Origin of the sequence: Streptomyces durhamensis (genome assembly GCF_000725475.1) — a bacterium.
Lineage (GTDB): Bacteria > Actinomycetota > Actinomycetes > Streptomycetales > Streptomycetaceae > Streptomyces > Streptomyces filipinensis.
In genome coordinates, this window is the sequence record NZ_JNXR01000002.1 from 1 (window position 1) to 17,035 (window position 17,035).

The 17,035-nt window shown below is 72.2% G+C and carries 14 protein-coding genes; 7 read left to right on the forward strand and 7 right to left on the reverse strand.

Annotated features, from left to right (window positions below):
- Positions 1 to 146 precede the first annotated feature (146 nt).
- From IO33_RS0101765 to IO33_RS0101785, 5 genes are read right to left on the reverse strand one after another with little or no spacing between them, the layout of a single operon-like run.
- The gene (locus tag IO33_RS0101765; protein ID WP_031159302.1) at positions 147 to 1,457 is read right to left on the reverse strand and encodes a DUF58 domain-containing protein; all 1,311 of its coding nucleotides are present in this window, start codon (positions 1,455 to 1,457) and stop codon (positions 147 to 149) included.
- A complete protein-coding gene (locus IO33_RS0101770) occupies positions 1,457 to 2,446 on the reverse strand; it encodes an AAA family ATPase (protein ID WP_107069203.1) in 990 nt (329 codons plus the stop codon). The genes IO33_RS0101765 and IO33_RS0101770 overlap by 1 nt, the downstream gene beginning before the upstream one ends.
- Positions 2,446 to 3,642: a DUF4350 domain-containing protein gene (locus IO33_RS0101775; RefSeq protein WP_031159304.1), complete on the reverse strand. Its 1,197-nt coding sequence runs from the start codon at positions 3,640 to 3,642 to the stop codon at positions 2,446 to 2,448. The genes IO33_RS0101770 and IO33_RS0101775 overlap by 1 nt, the downstream gene beginning before the upstream one ends.
- Complete coding sequence (locus IO33_RS0101780) at positions 3,639 to 4,418, reverse strand: DUF4129 domain-containing protein (protein ID WP_031159305.1); 780 nt, start codon at positions 4,416 to 4,418, stop codon at positions 3,639 to 3,641. Before IO33_RS0101780 ends, IO33_RS0101775 begins: the two co-directional genes overlap by 4 nt.
- Before the next feature lie 4 nt (positions 4,419 to 4,422).
- On the reverse strand, positions 4,423 to 5,778 hold the full coding sequence (locus IO33_RS0101785; protein ID WP_031159306.1) for a glycerophosphoryl diester phosphodiesterase membrane domain-containing protein: 1,356 nt from the start codon (positions 5,776 to 5,778) through the stop codon (positions 4,423 to 4,425).
- 140 nt (positions 5,779 to 5,918) lie between these two features.
- Between IO33_RS0101785 and mtnA the strand changes: the two genes are divergently transcribed.
- From mtnA to IO33_RS0101820, 7 genes are all read left to right on the forward strand, one after another.
- Complete coding sequence (gene mtnA, locus IO33_RS0101790; RefSeq protein ID WP_031159307.1) at positions 5,919 to 7,061, forward strand: S-methyl-5-thioribose-1-phosphate isomerase; 1,143 nt, start codon at positions 5,919 to 5,921, stop codon at positions 7,059 to 7,061.
- A gap of 367 nt (positions 7,062 to 7,428) precedes the next feature.
- Positions 7,429 to 8,118 carry a two-component system response regulator MtrA gene (gene mtrA / locus IO33_RS0101795; protein WP_191870552.1) on the forward strand — a complete coding sequence of 230 codons (690 nt, stop codon included), beginning with the start codon at positions 7,429 to 7,431 and terminating at the stop codon, positions 8,116 to 8,118.
- Between the two features lies 1 nt (position 8,119).
- Positions 8,120 to 10,222, forward strand: a complete 2,103-nt coding sequence (gene mtrB, locus IO33_RS0101800) for an MtrAB system histidine kinase MtrB (RefSeq protein ID WP_031159308.1) — start codon at positions 8,120 to 8,122, stop codon at positions 10,220 to 10,222.
- Positions 10,212 to 12,047: an LpqB family beta-propeller domain-containing protein gene (locus tag IO33_RS0101805; protein WP_031159310.1), complete on the forward strand. Its 1,836-nt coding sequence runs from the start codon at positions 10,212 to 10,214 to the stop codon at positions 12,045 to 12,047. The genes mtrB and IO33_RS0101805 overlap by 11 nt, the downstream gene beginning before the upstream one ends.
- Before the next feature lie 125 nt (positions 12,048 to 12,172).
- Positions 12,173 to 13,033, forward strand: coding sequence for a ComF family protein (locus IO33_RS0101810; RefSeq protein WP_031159312.1), 861 nt, complete (start codon positions 12,173 to 12,175; stop codon positions 13,031 to 13,033).
- Positions 13,034 to 13,345: 312 nt separating this feature from the next.
- Positions 13,346 to 14,038, forward strand: a complete 693-nt coding sequence (gene hpf / locus IO33_RS0101815; protein WP_031159316.1) for a ribosome hibernation-promoting factor, HPF/YfiA family — start codon at positions 13,346 to 13,348, stop codon at positions 14,036 to 14,038.
- A gap of 202 nt (positions 14,039 to 14,240) precedes the next feature.
- On the forward strand, positions 14,241 to 14,987 hold the full coding sequence (locus IO33_RS0101820; RefSeq protein WP_031159318.1) for a response regulator: 747 nt from the start codon (positions 14,241 to 14,243) through the stop codon (positions 14,985 to 14,987).
- A 10-nt stretch (positions 14,988 to 14,997) separates the two neighbouring features.
- On the opposite strand, the gene IO33_RS0101825 is transcribed toward IO33_RS0101820, so the two are convergent.
- Both IO33_RS0101825 and IO33_RS0101830 read right to left on the reverse strand, forming a co-directional pair.
- Entirely contained in the window at positions 14,998 to 16,200 is a 1,203-nt protein-coding gene (locus tag IO33_RS0101825; RefSeq protein ID WP_031159321.1) for a winged helix-turn-helix domain-containing protein, read from the reverse strand.
- A 49-nt stretch (positions 16,201 to 16,249) separates the two neighbouring features.
- Positions 16,250 to 16,822 (reverse strand): GNAT family N-acetyltransferase, encoded by a 573-nt coding sequence (locus IO33_RS0101830; RefSeq protein WP_031159323.1) that lies wholly within the window; start codon positions 16,820 to 16,822, stop codon positions 16,250 to 16,252.
- Between the last annotated feature and the right edge of the window lie 213 nt (positions 16,823 to 17,035).

Below are 17,035 nucleotides of genomic sequence, written 5' to 3' on the forward strand. Positions count from 1 at the left end.
GCCGATGGTACTGCAGGGGGGACCCTGTGGGAGAGTAGGACGCCGCCGAACAATTTTTGAGAAAGGCCCACGCCGTATGGCGTGGGCCTTTCTGCGTTTGGGGCACGCGTTCCCCGGAGGGCGGCGGAGCCGAAACGGATCAGAAATCAGAGCCGACCCGCCGCCTTCAGTGCCAGATACGCGTCCGCCAGTGCCGGCGCCAGATCCTCCGGTGTCGCGTCGACGACGGTCACCCCATGTCGTCGTAGCTGCTCGGCAGTGCGCTGGCGCTCGCTCTGGGCCTGAGCCGCTGCCGCGGCCTCGTACACCGCTTCCGCGTCTCCTCGGGCCTCGGCCATGCGAGCGATGTGCGGATCCGCCACCGAGGCGACCAGAAGAGTGTGCCGCTGAGTGAGCTGAGGCAGTACGGGCAGCAGCCCCTCTTCCACCGGGGCCGCGTCGAGCGTCGTGAGCAGCACGATCAGGGAACGGCGGGGAGCGGTTCGCAGGGCAGCCGCGGTGAGTCCGCGAGCGTCGGTCTCGACCAGCTCCGGTTCCAGCGTGGCCATCGCGTTGACCAGGCCCGGCAGCACGTCACCCGCCGAGCGGCCCTGGACAAGGGCCCGTGCCCGGCGGTCGTACGCCAGGAGGGCCACGCGGTCGCCGGCCCGGGAGGCCAGTGCCGCGAGGAGAAGTGCCGCGTCCATGGAGGCGTCGAGGCGTGGTGCGTCGCCCACGCGGCCGGCCGAGGTGCGGCCGGTGTCCAGGACGAGCAGGATGTGCCGGTCGCGTTCGGGGCGCCACGTGCGGACGGCGACAGCGGACTGGCGGGCTGTGGCTCGCCAGTCGATCGAACGGGTGTCGTCGCCGGGGACGTACTCGCGCAGGCTGTCGAACTCCGTTCCCTCACCGCGTGTCAGCACGCTGGTGCGGCCGTCGAGTTCGCGCAGCCGGGCGAGTTTCGACGGGAGATGCTTTCGGCTGGTGAACGGGGGCAGGACGCGTACCGACCACGGCAGCTTGTGGGCGCCTTGGCGGGAGAACAGGCCGAGGGGGCCGTACGAGCGGATCGTCACGCGGTCGGCCTGGCGGTCGCCGCGGCGGGTCGGGCGCAGTCGCGTGGTCACGCGTCTGCGTTCGCCCGGGGGGACGGTCAGACGGTGGCGGGAGGCCTCTGTCTCGGTGCCCGGCTGCCAGCTGCTGGGTGGCCAGGCGTCCCGCAGCTGTGCCCGCAGGGGGCGGCGGGACGGGTTCGTGACCGTGAGCGTGACGTCGGCGGTCTCGCCCAGACGGGTGGAGGTGTCCCCGGATCGGGACAGGACGAGCCGGCGTACCGGGGCGGCGAGCGCGTAGTCGCAGGCGCAGGCGAGGGCCAGCGGGCCGTTGACCGCGAGGATTCCGGTCCAGCCGGGTTCCAGGACGCCGATGGGAATCGAGCCGAGGGCCGCGAGGAGGGCGGCGCGTCCGGTGAGCGCCATCAGCGGGGGACCGGGACGTGGGCGAGGATGGCGTTGATGACGGAGTCCGCCGTCACGCCTTCCATCTCCGCCTCCGGCCGCAGTTGGACGCGGTGGCGCAGGGTGGGCAGGGCGAGGGCTTTGACGTCGTCGGGGATGACGTAGTCGCGGCCCGTCAGCCAGGCCCAGGCGCGTGAGGTGGCCAGGAGGGCGGTGGCACCGCGCGGGGAGACGCCGAGCGTGAGGGAGGGCGACTCGCGGGTGGCGCGGCAGATGTCCACGACGTAGGCGGTGATCTCGGGAGACACGGTCGTCTTCGCGACGGCGGCGCGGGCCGCTTCCAGGTCGGCGGGTCCGGCGACGGGGCGTACGCCGGCGGCGCGCAGGTCGCGCGGGTTGAAGCCGGCGGCATGGCGGGTCAGGACGTCGATCTCGTCCTGCCGGGACGGCAGAGGGATCGTCAGTTTGACCAGGAAGCGGTCCAGTTGGGCTTCCGGGAGGGGGTAGGTGCCTTCGTACTCGACCGGGTTCTGGGTCGCCGCGACGAGGAACGGTTCCGGGAGCGGGCGCGGGGTGCCGTCGACCGTGACCTGGCGCTCCTCCATGGCTTCCAGGAGGGAGGACTGGGTCTTGGGCGGGGTGCGGTTGATCTCGTCGGCGAGGAGGAGGTTGGTGAACACCGGGCCTTCCTGGAAGGAGAAGGCGGCGGTGCGGGTGTCGTAGACGAGGGAGCCGGTGACGTCGCTCGGCATCAGGTCCGGTGTGAACTGGACGCGCTTGGTGTCGAGTTCGAGTGCGGATGCCAGGGCGCGGACGAGCAGCGTCTTGGCGACTCCGGGGACTCCTTCGAGGAGAACGTGTCCGCGGCACAGGAGGGCGACGACGAGGCCGGTCACGGCGGGATCCTGGCCGACCACGGCTTTGGCGATCTCGGCGCGCAGGGCTTCCAGGGATGCGCGGGCGGTGGCCGCGTCCCCGGCGGTCCCGGCGTTGTCAGTGGTCGGGTCCATCATGAACGGCGTACCTCTCTTTCGAGGGCGTCGAGTTGGTCGGTCAGTGCGATGAGGGCCGCGTCGTCGCCGGGCGGCGGTCCGAAGAGCAGGGAGCGCAGGGCCTGTCCGTCGCCGGAGAGGTGGGCGGACAGGGCGGGGAGCAGGGCCTCGGGCGTGTGCGCCTGAGTGACGGGGACGCCGACGAGGGGGGCGAGGCGGGTGCGGGTGGTGGAGCGAAGAGCGGCGGCTGCGCGGTCGCGGGCGTTGGCCTTGCGGTAGAGGCGGGCGCGGCCTTCGGCGGTCTCGGAGGCGCGGATCGCGACGGGGAGTTTTTCGGGCACGAGAGGGCCGAAGCGGCGTGCCCGCCAGAAGGCGGCGAGGACCGCTGCGACGAACAGCTGCAGGGTGCCCCAGAGCCAGCCCGAGGGGAGCAGGTCGAGGAAGTCCTTCCGGTCGCCGGTGTCGGTGGCCGCGGCGTCGGAGAGCGAGGGGAGGTACCAGACCAGATGAGGGCGGGAGCCGAGGAGTTGGAGGGCCAGCGAGGCGTTGCCCTGCTGGTCGAGGCGGTCGTTGTAGAGGATGTCGGGCGCGCCGAGCACGACGGTGTCGCCGTGCCCGGATGCCGCGGGGATGCGCAGCAGGGTGGCGAGGCGCGCGCTGAAGTAGCAGGAGTCGGCGTCGAGACGGCTGGTGGTGTAGCGGATCCCGCCGGTGTCGGCGCTGCCCGCGCGCCGGGCTTCGGGCAGGGCGCAGTCGGGGGCGAGTGTGGTGCCGGCGCTGGTGGCCGGGTCCGCGGTCACTCCCGGGGCCAGTCGTTGCACGGACGAGCTTCCGGCCGCGACGAGGACGGTGCGCCCGCCGGACGCCGCGGTGGCCGTGTGCAGTTCCGTCTGTTGTCGGCTCGTCAGCAGGTCGGGCACCGCGACCAGAAGCGTGGTGTCCGGCCCGGCGGCGGAGCGTGCCGCGCCGAGCGTGGTGACCACCCGTGTGGAAACGCCCCGGTCGGACAGGAGTCGGGCGATGGCGTGGCTGCCGTAGGGGTCGGCGGAGCGCGGGTCCAGCTCTCCGTGCCGGGCGGTGGAGCGTACGGCCGCCATGGCGACGGCCGCCACCAGGATCAGCACGACGGCGAGCGTGATGCCTCGTGTGCGCGTCCACACCTGGCGGGCGGTGGGCGCGGTGGAGGTCGTCGGCAGTGTGGCCTGGGCGGTCACTCGGCGGTCCCCTGGTGGGTGCTGTGGGCCGTGCTGGTGGTGCTGTGGGGGAGGGCGGGCCTGGTGCGTTGCAGGTCGCGGTCGAGTTCGGCGATGCGGCGGTACGACTGCTCGGTCGCCTTGCGTCCGCCGTATGTCACGTCGTCGAAGTCGCGGGCCGCGGTGCGCAGCCGGTCCGTGTGCGCGGGGAGCGTCCGGCCGGCCTCGGCGGCTGCTTCGTCGGCGGTGCGGCCCGGGCGCTCGTCGAGCAGGGTGCGCTCCTCCAGGGAGCGGACGATGGCCCGCATGCGTTCCTGGACGGCCTGGTTCCAGTGTCCCTGGGCCGCGTGTGCCTCGCCGGCCGCGCGGTGTTCGGCGGCGCTGCGGGGGCGGTCGTCGAACAGGACGGTGGCGGAGGAGGGCTGTCGGCGGGGGGTGCCGAGGCGCCACCACAGGGCGGCCAGGACGGCGACGACGAACAGGACCACGACGACCAGGCCGAGGGTGCCGCCGGGTGTCGCCGAGGCGGCCGACCTGAACAGCCGGTCGAGCCAGTCCCAGAACGCGTTCAGTGCGCGCTGGAGCAGCCCGGGGTCGTTCTCGTGGTACATCCGCTTGGACAGCTCGCGGCGGGCCGCCTCCCGCGCGGGATCGCGGGGCGTGGTCAGGGGTGGCTCGTCTCCCGAGCCGTCGGCTGCGCGCAGGGCGGTGTCCGCGACGCGCAGCAGGCCTCGTACGACCGTTTCGCGGGCGCCGGACGAGGCCGCCGCCGTGAGCGCTCCCCCCGTGAGACTCACCGCATCAGCTCCCGGGGACGGGACCGGGGGTGCCGGTGCCGGAGGTCTGGACACCGGCGGCGCGGGCCAGTTCGAGGTCGAGGGCCTCCCGGCGGATGCGCTGGTCGATGTAGAGCAGCACGGTGACGCCCGCGCTGATCGGCAGGGTGAGTGTGCTGCCGATCAGGGCGCCGACGCCCTGGATGATCAGCGACATCCAGCTGGGGTGTCCGCCGCCGGTGCCGAGGAGGTCGTTGATGCCGTCGCCGCTCACGGCGGCTCCGATGACGGTGAAGGGGATGGAGACGAGTGCCTGGACGATCCTGACGATGAGCCCGGTGAGGAGCAGGATGCCGAACGTGCGCCACCAGGAGCCGCGCACCAGCTTCGCGGAGCGGCTCATGGCCTTGACGATGCTCTGCCGTTCCAGCATCAGGGCGGGCGTGGCCAGGCAGAAGCGGATCACCAGCCATGTCGCGAGGACGCCGGATCCGAGGAGGCCCAGGGCCAGCAGGCCCGCTCCCGCGGCGGCGCTGCCGCCGGCGAGGACGACGAGGATGCCGGGCAGTGCCCCGGCGGCCATCACGCCGACGACGATCAGTCCCAGCAGGAGGATCAGGCCGAACAGCCTCGGGAGTTGCGGGCGGGCGTCGCGCCAGGCCTCGCCGATGTTGACGGGCCTGCCGAGGACCGCGCGGCTGGTGATGGTGGTGAGCAGGGCGGTTGCGATGACCACGGCGACCGCGGCGATCACGGCGACGACACCGGTGCCGATCATGATGTCGGGCAGGGCGCGGTAGACGTCGTCGGGGTTGGCGTCGCGGCTGCCGAGCTGTACCTGGGCGAGGGCGTTGTTCAGGACGTAACCCTGTACGACGACGAGGGTGGTTGTCGTGAACAGAGCGACCGCGAGGGAGACTCCGAGCACCGTGCGCCAGTAGGTGCGCATGGTGGAGACGGCGCCGTCGAGGATCTCGCCGACGCCGAGCGGGCGCAGCGGGATGACGCCGGGCTTGGCGGCGGGCGGGGGACCGCCCCAGCCACCGCTCCAGGCTCCGTAGCCGCCGGGGGTGCCGTGGCCGGCGGGCGGGCCCGCGTAGCCGCCGTGGCCGGGGCCCATGGGCGGCCGGCCGCCCCAGCCCGGGCCGGGCGGAGGGGGCTGGTTCGGGCTGGGGGCACCGGTGGGCGCGGACCACTGGCCGGGTGGCGGCTGCTCCTTGGACCACTTCACGCCGGGGCCCTGCGCGTTGGCGCCCGGCTGCGGCGCGGGTGCGGTGTCGCCGGGGCGGTCCGCAGGCTCGACGGGATCGGACGCGCCGGGTTCCCGCCCCTCGGAGGACGGGGCGGATCCGGGCGAGGCCCAGCCCGGAGTGTCTGTCATCGAAGCTCCTTCTCGGTGCCCGTCCGCGGTCGCGGCGGCAGGTTGGCAGCCATCGTGCCATGGGGTGGTCGCCGGGTGACCGGCCACGGTAGGGGCTGGATCCCTTCAATTGTCCGCCGGATACGGGGCAGACTGACCGCATGGCTGATCAGCAGGCGCGAACCGACAGGGACAAGCGGCCGACCGAGATACCTGTGATCCGGTGGGAGGAACCACCCGAAGGCCCTGTACTGGTCCTTCTCGATCAGACGCGGCTGCCGGCCGAGGAGGTCGAGCTGGTGTGCACGGACGCGTCGGCGCTGGTGGAGGCGATCCGTTCGCTGGCCGTGCGCGGGGCGCCGCTGCTGGGCATCGCGGGCGCGTACGGTGTCGCGCTCGCCGCCGCTCGCGGCTTCGACGTGGCGGAGGCGGCAGGGGCGCTGGAGAGCGCACGGCCCACCGCGGTGAACCTGTCCGCCGGCGTGCGCCGGGCCCGGGCCGCGCACCAGGCAGCGCTGGTGAAGACCGGCGATCCGACCGCGGCGGCCACCGCCGCGCTCGCCGCCGCGCGGGCGCTGCACCGGGAGGACGCCGAGGCCAGCAGGCGGATGGCGGCTCACGGTCTGGCGCTTCTGGACGAGTTGCTGCCCGGTGGCGGGCACCGGGTTCTCACCCACTGCAACTCCGGTTCGCTGGTGTCGGGCGGCGAGGGCACGGCCTTCGCGGTGGCTCTGGCGGCGCACCGAGAGGGGCGGCTGCGGCGGCTGTGGGTGGACGAAACGCGTCCGTTGCTGCAAGGCGCTCGCCTGACGGCGTACGAGGCGGCCCGCAGCGGCATGGCGTACACCCTGCTCACCGACAACGCGGCGGGTTCGCTGTTCGCGGCGGGTGAGGTGGACGCGGTACTGATCGGGGCGGACCGGATCGCGGCCGACGGCTCGGTGGCGAACAAGGTGGGGAGCTATCCGCTCGCGGTGCTGGCGCGGTACCACCATGTGCCGTTCATCGTGGTGGCGCCGGTCACGACGGTCGATCCGGACACTCCCGACGGTGCGTCCATCGAGGTCGAGCAGCGAGCCGGGTTCGAAGTGACCGAGGTCACAGCACCTCAGGTGTCGGCGACGGGAGTGGGCGGCGGGATACCGGTGGCGCCCCTGGGGACCCAGGCGTACAACCCGGCGTTCGACGTGACGCCGCCCGAGCTGGTGACGGCCATCGTCACCGAGGAGGGAGCCGTTTCACCCGTGACGGCCGAGGCTCTCGCGGAGCTGTGTGCCAGGTCGCGCCAGGTGACGGCGAGCTGATCGGACGATGTCGCGCTGACCGTCGGCAACGGCCCCTCCGCCTGCGGTGATCGGCAGGCCGAGGGGCCGTGTTCAGGTCTCTCGAAATCCCGCGCCATGAACTGGGGCATGGCGCAGCGCCTCCCTCCGGCTGTCGCGTCCCGGCGCACTGGCGCGTGACTCGCCAGGTCCGTCATGTCCGTCCTGTGCCTGTACGAGGGTGATGGCGACCGGCGGAACCCGGTCAGCGGCCGGGCGGCGTCAAGCCGGCATCCGTGACGGACATCGACGTCGGCGGACAGGGGCAGACAGTGACGGCCCGGTACGACTAAGGTCACCGGCCAGTGACCTCCCTCACCAGGGCACCTGTCGCTGTTATGAGAATGGGATGATGTCGTTTATGAAGGGACGAGTCCTTGTCGTCGACGACGACACCGCACTGGCCGAGATGCTCGGGATCGTGCTGCGTGGTGAAGGTTTTGAGCCGTCTTTCGTAGCCGACGGCGACAAGGCGCTGGCCGCTTTCCGGGAGACCAAGCCGGATCTGGTGCTGCTGGACCTGATGCTGCCCGGACGGGACGGCATCGAGGTGTGCCGGCTGATCCGGGCGGAGTCCGGGGTGCCGATCGTGATGCTCACGGCGAAGAGCGACACCGTCGACGTGGTCGTGGGCCTGGAGTCGGGCGCCGACGACTACATCGTCAAGCCGTTCAAGCCGAAGGAGCTGGTCGCCCGGATCCGGGCGCGGCTGCGGCGGTCGGAGGAGCCGGCGCCGGAGCAGCTGACCATCGGTGACCTGGTCATCGACGTGGCCGGGCACTCGGTGAAGCGGGACGGGCAGTCGATCGCGCTGACCCCGCTGGAGTTCGACCTGCTGGTCGCGCTCGCCCGCAAGCCGTGGCAGGTGTTCACCCGTGAGGTGCTGCTCGAGCAGGTGTGGGGTTACCGGCACGCGGCCGACACGCGGCTCGTCAACGTGCACGTCCAGCGGCTGCGTTCCAAGGTCGAGAAGGACCCGGAACGGCCGGAGATCGTGGTGACCGTCCGTGGTGTCGGTTACAAGGCTGGACCGAGCTGACATGTCCGGGGACAGCGCCGCTTCGGCTCCCGGCCGGTCCGGGGCCCGTCCGGGGCGGCCTGTCGGCCGGATGGCTGGTGCGCGGCTGAGGAATCTCTTCGAGGGCGGGCTGCTGGAGGGCGGGGTCCAGGGCAGCCCGGTCATCAGGCTGCTCCTGCGCTGGGTGCGCCGACCGCTGCTGCCGGTGATGCGGCTGTGGCGGCGCAACATCCAGCTGCGGGTCGTCGCCACGACGCTGGTGATGTCGCTGGGCGTCGTCCTGCTGCTCGGCTTCGTCGTGATCGGGCAGGTGCGCAACGGCCTGCTCGACGCGAAGGTGAAGGCCTCGCAGAGCCAGGCCACGGGCGGCTTCGCGGTGGCCAAGCAGAAGGCGGACGAGGCGGCCAGCGGCGCCGGCACCGGTGCGGCCGCAGGGGCCGGCACCGCCGACGGCACGGCGACCGTGGACGGCCGGCAGTCGCAGAACGTCATCCAGTGGATGAGTGACCTCGTGGAGTCGCTGTCCAGCGGCGGCGCGGGCGCCTTCGACGTCGTCACGCTGCCGGTCGGCGACGACAGCGGCGGCGGTCGCAGCCCGCGCGGCTCCGGGAACGTCAACCCGACCTCCAGCGTGCCCGCCGACCTGCGCGAGCGGGTCAACAACGGGATGACCGCCGCCCAGAGCTACACCCAGATCGTCTACTCGAACGGCAAGGACCCGCAGCCGGCGCTGGTCATCGGCAAGCAGGTCAACGACCCCAACGGGCGGCCGTACGAGCTGTACTACCTCTTCCCGCTCACGCAGGAGGAGAAGTCCCTGAGCCTGGTCAAGGGCACGCTGGCCACCGCCGGGCTGTTCGTCGTCGTGCTGCTCGGTGCCATCGCCTGGCTGGTGGTGCGCCAGGTCGTCACGCCGGTGCGGATGGCGGCCGGGATCGCGGAGCGGCTGTCCGCCGGGCGGCTGCAGGAGCGGATGAAGGTCACCGGCGAGGACGACATCGCGCGCCTGGGCGAGGCCTTCAACAAGATGGCGCAGAACCTCCAGGTGAAGATCCAGCAGCTGGAGGACCTCTCGCGGATGCAGCGCCGGTTCGTCTCGGACGTGTCGCACGAGCTGCGCACCCCGCTGACGACCGTGCGCATGGCCGCCGACGTCATCCATGAGGCGCGCGAGGACTTCGACCCGGTGACCGCGCGGTCGGCCGAGCTGCTCGCCGACCAGCTGGACCGGTTCGAGTCACTGCTCGCGGACCTGTTGGAGATCAGCCGCTTCGACGCGGGCGCGGCGGCGCTGGAGGCCGAGCCGATAGACCTCAGGGAGGTCGTCCGGCGCGTGGTCAGCGGCGCCGAGCCGCTCGCCGAGCGCAAGGGAACGCACATACGCGTGATCGGCGATCAGCAGCCCGTCGTCGCCGAGGCCGACGCCCGCCGTGTGGAGCGCGTGCTGCGCAACCTCGTGGTCAACGCCGTCGAGCACGGCGAAGGCCGGGATGTCGTCGTCAAGCTCGCCGCGGCGGGCGGCGCGGTCGCGGTCGCGGTGCGCGACTACGGCGTGGGGCTCAAGCCGGGCGAGGCGACGCGTGTCTTCAGCCGCTTCTGGCGTGCGGACCCGGCACGCGCGCGTACCACCGGCGGTACGGGCCTCGGGCTGTCGATCGCCCTGGAGGACGCACGGCTGCACGGCGGCTGGCTGCAGGCCTGGGGTGAGCCGGGCGGCGGCTCCCAGTTCCGGCTGACGCTGCCCCGGACCGCGGACGAGCCGCTGCGGGGTTCACCGATACCGCTGGAGCCCAAGGACTCGCGCCGCAACCGCGGTCTCGACGAGGCCGGTCTGCCCGGCGGGGGCGAGGAGAAGCGGGCGACCGTACCGGTCCAGCACGGTGGCGTCCAGGCGCCCGCGCTGCCGCCGCGCGCCCCGATCGCGCCACGGTCGGGCACCGCGGACCCGGCCGCGCTGCCCGGCAACGGCAACGGCGCGCGTGTGGTGCCCCGGCCTACCGGTGGCACGCAGCGCACGGACGACAAGCCCGTCACACCTCCGGCACCCGACGCGGGCGCGGCCCGGCCGGATGCGGCCCAAGCGGAGGACTCGACCGAGCCAGGGGAGGCATTTCGTGGGCGCTGACCGCAAGGGGGGCGCCCGGCCCGGGTCGGGACGCGCGGTGGCGTACGCCGCCCTGGGGGCCGTACTGCTGGCCGGGTGCGCCTCGATGCCCGACAGCGGGGATCTGCGGAATGTGGAGTCCACACCGCGGCAGGACACCCGGGTCCGGGTGTTCGCCATGCCGCCCGCCGAGGGCGCCGGGCCCGCCGAGATCATGCAGGGCTTCCTGGAGGCGCTGACCAGCGACGACCCGGACTACGACACGGCACGCAAGTATCTGGCGTCGGATGCGGCGAGCCACTGGCGGCCGGAGCGGTCGACCACGGTCCTCGCCAACGGGCCGAGCATCGAGCCGGACTGCCGGGCGGGCGGCGGTACGGAGCCGAGCAGCAGCGTCACCTGCGTGCTGGCGGGCAGCCGGGTCGCGACCGTGGACGCGCAGCTGGCGTACCAGCCGGCCGGCGGCGCCTTCCGCAAGAAGGTCCACCTGACGCGGAACCCCAAGAACGGCCAGTGGCGCATCGACGGGCTGCCCAACGGTGTCGTCATGGGCAAGTCGGACTTCCAGCGCAACTACACGGCCGTCGACAAGTACTACTTCGCCTCCGACGCGGCGGTCGGGGCGGCGGGACAGCCGGTGGCGGTCGCCGACCCGGTGTTCGTGCGCAGCAAGGTGGATCCGATGACGCAGATGGTCCGCTCGCTGGTCGGCGGTCCCACCCGTTGGCTCAGGCCGGTCGTCAGATCCAGCTTCCCCACCGGTACGACACTGCAGAAGGACGCATCGGGGCTGGCACCGGACGACCAGAACAAGCTGACCGTGCCGCTGAACCTCAAGGCGTCCCAGGTCACGGGGCCCAAGTGCACCGAGATGGCGACGCAGGTGCTGTTCACGCTGCGGAACCTGGCGCCGACGCTGGAGTCGGTGGAGCTGCAGGGCGTCGGCGGCCACCGGCTGTGCGACCTGAGCGAGGAGCGCGCCGAGTCCATCGCCTGGCGGGGATCGGCCAAGAGCCCGGACAACCTGTACTTCCTCGACGGCAAGCACCGGCTGGTGCGGATACCGACGGGCAGCACCGGCACCAGTGCCGTCCCGGTGCCGGGTCCGCTGGGTGAGGGGGACAAGGCGCTCGAGTCGGTGGCGGTGTCGCGGGACGAGCACACCGCGGCGGGCGTCGGCGACCAGGGCAGGTCGTTGTTCGTGACGTCGCTGGCGTCGGGCGGCTCGCTCGGGGACGCCGTGGTGACCAGCCAGGGCCCGACCCCCGCCGACCGGCTGACGACACCGAGCTGGGACGCCCGCGGCGACCTGTGGGTGGCCGACCGGGACCCGGACCATCGGCGGCTGTACGTCATGGAGCAGGACACCGCCAAACCGCGGGAGGTCGCGGTTCCGGACCTGTCCGGCCAGATCAAGGACGCGCGGGTCGCCGCCGACGGGGTGCGGATCGCGCTCGTGGTGGAGAAGGACGGCAAGCAGTCCCTGCTCATCGGACGGATCCAGCGCGACGACGGGACCGGACAGGGCACCTCGGTGGTGGAACTGCGTTCGGCGGCTCCCGACCTGGAGCAGGTCAGCGCCCTGTCGTGGGCCGGGGACAGCAGACTGCTGGTCGTCGGCCGGGAGCAGGGCGGCGTGCTGCAGATGCGGTACGTCCAGGTCGACGGCGCCACGCTCGACGGCCCGGCGCCCGGCGCGCTCCCCGGGGTGCGGGCGATCGCCGCGTCCGAGGACGAGCGGGTGCCGCTGGTGGCCTACTCGGACGACGGGATCGTGCGGCTGCCGTCCGGAGCGCAGTGGCAGAAGGTGGACAAGGACGGGTCGGCACCGGTCTATCCGGGCTGAGCGTGGTGCTGCGCCCCGCCTGTTCCCCCATGTGGGTGGTGGGCGGTGCGCGGGCCCCGGGGCTGTCCACAGGCGGTTTTCCACAGGGGTGGCAGGGCGGCTGCGTCGTTGGCACAGTGGTGGACATGCGGGGGTGGTGGCGGGACCTCACCGACCTGGTGCTGCCGGCCGAGTGCGCGGGCTGCGGGGCACCTCGTACGGTGCTCTGCCCGCGTTGCCGGGCCGCGCTGTGCGGTCGCGAGCCGCGCCGGGTGCGGCCGGTGCCGGAGCCGGCCGGGCTGCCGGTGGTGCATGCGGCGGCTCCCTACGCCGAGGAGGTGCGCTCACTGCTTCTCGCCCACAAGGAGCGGGGCGTGCTGGCCCTCGCGGGAGAGCTGGGCGCGGCTCTGGCGGGGGCTGTGCGGGCCGGTCTCGGCCGGTACGGCGCCGGGACCGGCGCCGAAGGCTCCGGGACCGTGCTGCTCGTCCCCGTGCCCTCCGCCCGGTGGGCCGTTCGGGCGCGCGGGCACGATCCGGTGCGGCGGATGGCGCTCGCGGCGGCCGGGGAGCTGCGGCGCACCGGGACGTCGGCCAGGGTGGCGGCCGTGCTGCGCCAGCGTCGGCCGGTGCTGGACCAGGCAGGGCTCGACGCGCGGCGGCGCCTGGCGAATCTCGAGGGTGCGCTGGAGGTGACGGCGGGCGGCGGCCGGCTGCTCGACGCGGGGCGGGTCGTGCTCGTCGACGACCTGATCACGACGGGCGCCAGCCTCGCGGAGGCGGCGCGGGCCCTTCGGGAGGCGGCAGGGGAGCGAAGTCGGGTGAGAACGGCCGTGTACGGGGCCGTAACTCGGGAAGGAAGGGATGAACAACGGATCGCGGCGCGGACGGAGAGCGAGAAGTGGGTGCATGGTGCACCGGAAAGGGCATCGCTGAAGACCCTCCGGCATGCGCTCCTTGCAGCTGTGATCGCCGCTCCGCGGGATTCTTTCGAAATAAACAGGAACTGACCGCCTACCCTGCATCGTTGCAGGTGGTGGGAGGGGTAATTCACCTGAACGGAGGTACGCCGGAGTAGAGGGTGACGACATCCGTCCGAGCGAGATATGTTCGGTTGTGAGGAAAGCCGCAGGCCGTCCCTCTCATATCGGAATGCCGTGCACGGGTTTTCGGCTATCACCCGGGCCGGTGGGGTGGAGATCTCGCCCACGGGGGAGGAGGAGGTGGAAGTCACCGAGTCCGAGGTCCGGTGCTCACCGGACCTGGTGCGAAAGGGAGATGCTCCGCCGAGCGGGCGGAGCGATCCGGGAACGGAGTTCTGCGTGGACATCGTCGTCAAGGGCCGCAAGACCGAGGTGCCCGAGCGGTTCCGCAAGCACGTGGCCGAGAAGCTGAAGCTGGAGAAGATCCAGAGGCTCGATGCCAAGGTGATCAGCCTCGACGTCGAGGTGTCCAAGGAGCCGAACCCCCGACAGGCCGACCGTTGCGATCGAGTGGAGATCACGCTCCGCTCCCGCGGTCCGGTGATCCGGGCGGAGGCGGCGGCCAGCGATCCGTACGCGGCACTCGACCTTGCGGCGGAGAAGCTGGACGCGCGGCTGCGCAAGCAGCACGACAAGCGTTTCTCGCGGCGAGGCGCACGCCGGATCTCGGCGGCGGAGGTGGCCGACCACGTCCCGGGCGCGGCGACGCTGAACGGCAACGGCCTTCCCGTCCACGAGGAAGAGACGGAGGGGGTGCCGACGAAGAAGATCGGCTCGCTGGAGGTCAAGGGTGACGGACCCCTCGTCGTCCGCGAGAAGACCCACGTCGCCTCCCCGATGAGCCTCGACCAGGCCCTCTACGAGATGGAGCTGGTCGGCCACGACTTCTACTTGTTCGTCGATGCGGAGACGAAGGAACCGAGTGTCGTCTACCGGCGGCACGCCTACGACTACGGCGTGATCCACCTCAGCACGGACCCGATGGTCGCCGAGGCGCAGACCCCCGCGGCGGGTGGCACGCTGGGCGGCTGACATCCCGGCCCAAGCCGAACCGGTGCCCCTGGAAGCGCGTGTGCGCCCCCAGGGGCACCTGTGTGCGACCACTTCACGCCCCGCACGTCACCCCTGTGCCGCCCGGGCATGAAATCATGGCCGGACCGGCCCAACCGGTGGGCCGCTGCCTTGGGTTGGCGATGGCACAGGACCACAGGCCACAGCCTCAGGGGGAGGAACGATGGCGGACACCTTCGGACCGATGCGGGACGAGGATGGCGACGACGGAGTCATCGGCATGCGGCCGGACACGGGCTCCGTACGCGCGGAGCCGATCAGAGTCCTGGTCGTGGACGACCACGCCCTCTTCCGGCGCGGCCTGGAGATCGTGCTCGCGGCCGAGGAGGACATCCAGGTCGTCGGCGAGGCCGGTGACGGCGCCGAGGCCGTGGACAAGGCCGCAGATCTGCTGCCCGACATCGTGCTGATGGACGTCCGCATGCCCAAGCGCGGCGGGATCGAGGCCTGCACCTCCATCAAGGAGGTCGCCCCCAGCGCGAAGATCATCATGCTGACGATCAGCGACGAGGAGGCCGACCTCTACGACGCGATCAAGGCGGGCGCGACCGGATACCTGCTCAAGGAGATCTCGACGGACGAGGTGGCGACCGCCATCCGCGCGGTGGCCGACGGACAGTCGCAGATCAGCCCGTCCATGGCGTCCAAGCTCCTGACCGAGTTCAAGTCGATGATCCAGCGCACCGACGAGCGGCGGCTCGTGCCCGCGCCGCGGCTCACCGACCGGGAACTGGAGGTCCTCAAGCTCGTCGCCACCGGGATGAACAACCGGGACATCGCCAAGGAGCTGTTCATCTCGGAGAACACCGTGAAGAACCACGTCCGCAACATCCTGGAGAAGCTCCAGCTGCACTCCAGGATGGAAGCCGTGGTCTACGCGATGCGGGAGAAGATCCTGGAGATCCGGTAGCGCTCGTGGCCTAGGCGAGAGCGCGGGCGAGCTCCCGCGTCAGCGGCTCGCGCAGCCCGGGTGCGTCCACCCGCTCCACCCGGACGTCCGTGCAGTTGACCCACGTGGCCGCCTCGACCAGGGCCTGGGCGAGGGCCGGGACCGCCTTCGGGCCCTCCAGGGTGACCTGCTTGGCCACCAGTGTGCGGCCCTCGCGGGCCGGGTCGACCCGCCCGACCAGCCGGCCGCCCGCCAGCACCGGCATCGCGAAGTAGCCGTAGACCCGCTTCGGCTTGGGGACGTACGCCTCCAGGCGGTGGGTGAAGCCGAAGATGCGCTCCGTGCGCGCCCGTTCCCAGACCAGCGAGTCGAACGGCGACAGCAGCGTGGTCCGGTGACGGCCGCGCGGTGGCGTCGCCAGGGCCGCCGGGTCCGCCCAGGCAGGCTTCCCCCAGCCCTCGACCTCGACCGGCACCAGGCCCGAGTCGGCGATGACCGCGTCGACCTGTTCGCCCTTGAGGCGGTGGTAGTCGGCGATGTCCGCGCGTGTGCCGACCCCGAGCGACTCGCCGGCCAGCCGGACGAGGCGGCGCAGGCACTCGCCGTCGTCCAGCTCGTCGTGCAGCAGCGCGTCCGGGACGGCGCGCTCGGCGAGGTCGTACACCCGCTTCCAGCCGCGCCGCTCGACGCACACGACCTCGCCGTACATCAGCGCGCGCTCCACGGCGACCTTGGTGCCGGACCAGTCCCACCACTCGTTCGTCTTCTTCGCGCCGCCCAGCTCCGTGGACGTCAGCGGGCCCTCCGCACGCAGCTGCTTGATGACCTGGTCGTAGGCGCCCTCGGGCAGCTCGTGGTTCCAGTGCGGGCGGTCGCGGTAGGCGCGGCGGCGGAAGGCGAAGCGCGGCCACTCCTCGATGGGCAGGATGCACGCCGCGTGCGACCAGTACTCGAAGGCGTGCGGGCGCGAGGGCGACACGCCCGTGGACGCGGACTTCCAGTAGGCGGCCTCGACCGCGGTGCGGCCCACCGCGCCGAGCCGGGCATAGGGGATGAGCTCATGCGAGCGGGCGAGGACCGAGATGGTGTCGAGCTGGACCGCGCCGAGGTGGCGCAGCACCCCGCGGACTCCACCCCGCCGGTCGGGCGCGCCGAGGAGGCCCTGGGCCCGCAGGGCGATACGGCGGGCGTCGTCCGCGGTGAGGGAGGTGGTGGGGCGCGGCAGGGTCGTCATGCCACGGACGATAGAGGGTGCCACTGACAGTCCGTGCTGAGCTGCGGTTTCACTGGGCGCGGGCGGGCAGGTACGGCGCCGTGGACGCCAGCCCCAGGTCCGAGGGGAGCAGGGAGCCGACCCAGCAGTCCCGGCGTACCCCCTTGTTGTTGATCGCCGAGCGCAGGGTGCCCTCGATGGTGAAGCCCGCGCGTTCGGCCACCGTGCGGGACGCGTGGTTGCCGACCTCGGCGCGCCATTCGACCCGGTCGACGCCGACCTCGGTGAAGATCCACCGGCACGCGGCGAGCGTGGCCTCCGTGACGTAGCCGCGGCCGCGATGCTCCTTGGCCGCCCAGAAACCGATCTCCGCCGTGCCGAGCGAGCGCATGGTGAGGGCGAGCATGCCCGTGAGTTCCCCGCCGGTGAGGAAGACGCCGAAGGTGAACATCGAACCGTCCGCCCAGCCGTCGGGGACCAGCTGCTCGGTGAAGCCGCTCGCGTGCTCGGGCAGATACGGCGACGGCACCGTGGTCCAGCGCTGGATGTCGGGGTCCTGCACGGCGTCGTACACCGCCTGTGTGTCATGCGGTCCGACCGGGCGCAGGACCAGGCGGTCCGTGGGGAGCGTGAGGGGTTCCATCGGCCGATTGTGCTCGGCCGCCCGCCGACAGGCCAAAGGTTTTCGCTGTACGTGAGCACGCGATCACAGTTCGCGCAATTCGTCGCGCCGATGCGGCACTATCGCCGTGCCCCGTCCGTTGTCCTGGGTGAAGCAGCCGTCGGGCCGCCAGGCCTCCCGGCCCAGCCGGGTCCTCGCATACGATGGCCGTTGCTCAGTACGTGAAATGGAAAC

Coding starts and splice junctions, on each gene's coding strand:
- IO33_RS0101825 (WP_031159321.1), bottom strand. CDS start 16,200: ATGACGACCCTGCCGCGCCCCACCACCTCCCTCACCGCGGACGACGCC.
- mtrA (WP_191870552.1), top strand. CDS start 7,429: ATGATGTCGTTTATGAAGGGACGAGTCCTTGTCGTCGACGACGACACC.
- IO33_RS0101830 (WP_031159323.1), bottom strand. CDS start 16,822: ATGGAACCCCTCACGCTCCCCACGGACCGCCTGGTCCTGCGCCCGGTC.
- IO33_RS0101820 (WP_031159318.1), top strand. CDS start 14,241: ATGGCGGACACCTTCGGACCGATGCGGGACGAGGATGGCGACGACGGA.
- IO33_RS0101770 (WP_107069203.1), bottom strand. CDS start 2,446: ATGGACCCGACCACTGACAACGCCGGGACCGCCGGGGACGCGGCCACC.
- IO33_RS0101810 (WP_031159312.1), top strand. CDS start 12,173: ATGCGGGGGTGGTGGCGGGACCTCACCGACCTGGTGCTGCCGGCCGAG.
- mtnA (WP_031159307.1), top strand. CDS start 5,919: ATGGCTGATCAGCAGGCGCGAACCGACAGGGACAAGCGGCCGACCGAG.
- IO33_RS0101765 (WP_031159302.1), bottom strand. CDS start 1,457: ATGGCGCTCACCGGACGCGCCGCCCTCCTCGCGGCCCTCGGCTCGATT.
- IO33_RS0101785 (WP_031159306.1), bottom strand. CDS start 5,778: ATGACAGACACTCCGGGCTGGGCCTCGCCCGGATCCGCCCCGTCCTCC.
- mtrB (WP_031159308.1), top strand. CDS start 8,120: ATGTCCGGGGACAGCGCCGCTTCGGCTCCCGGCCGGTCCGGGGCCCGT.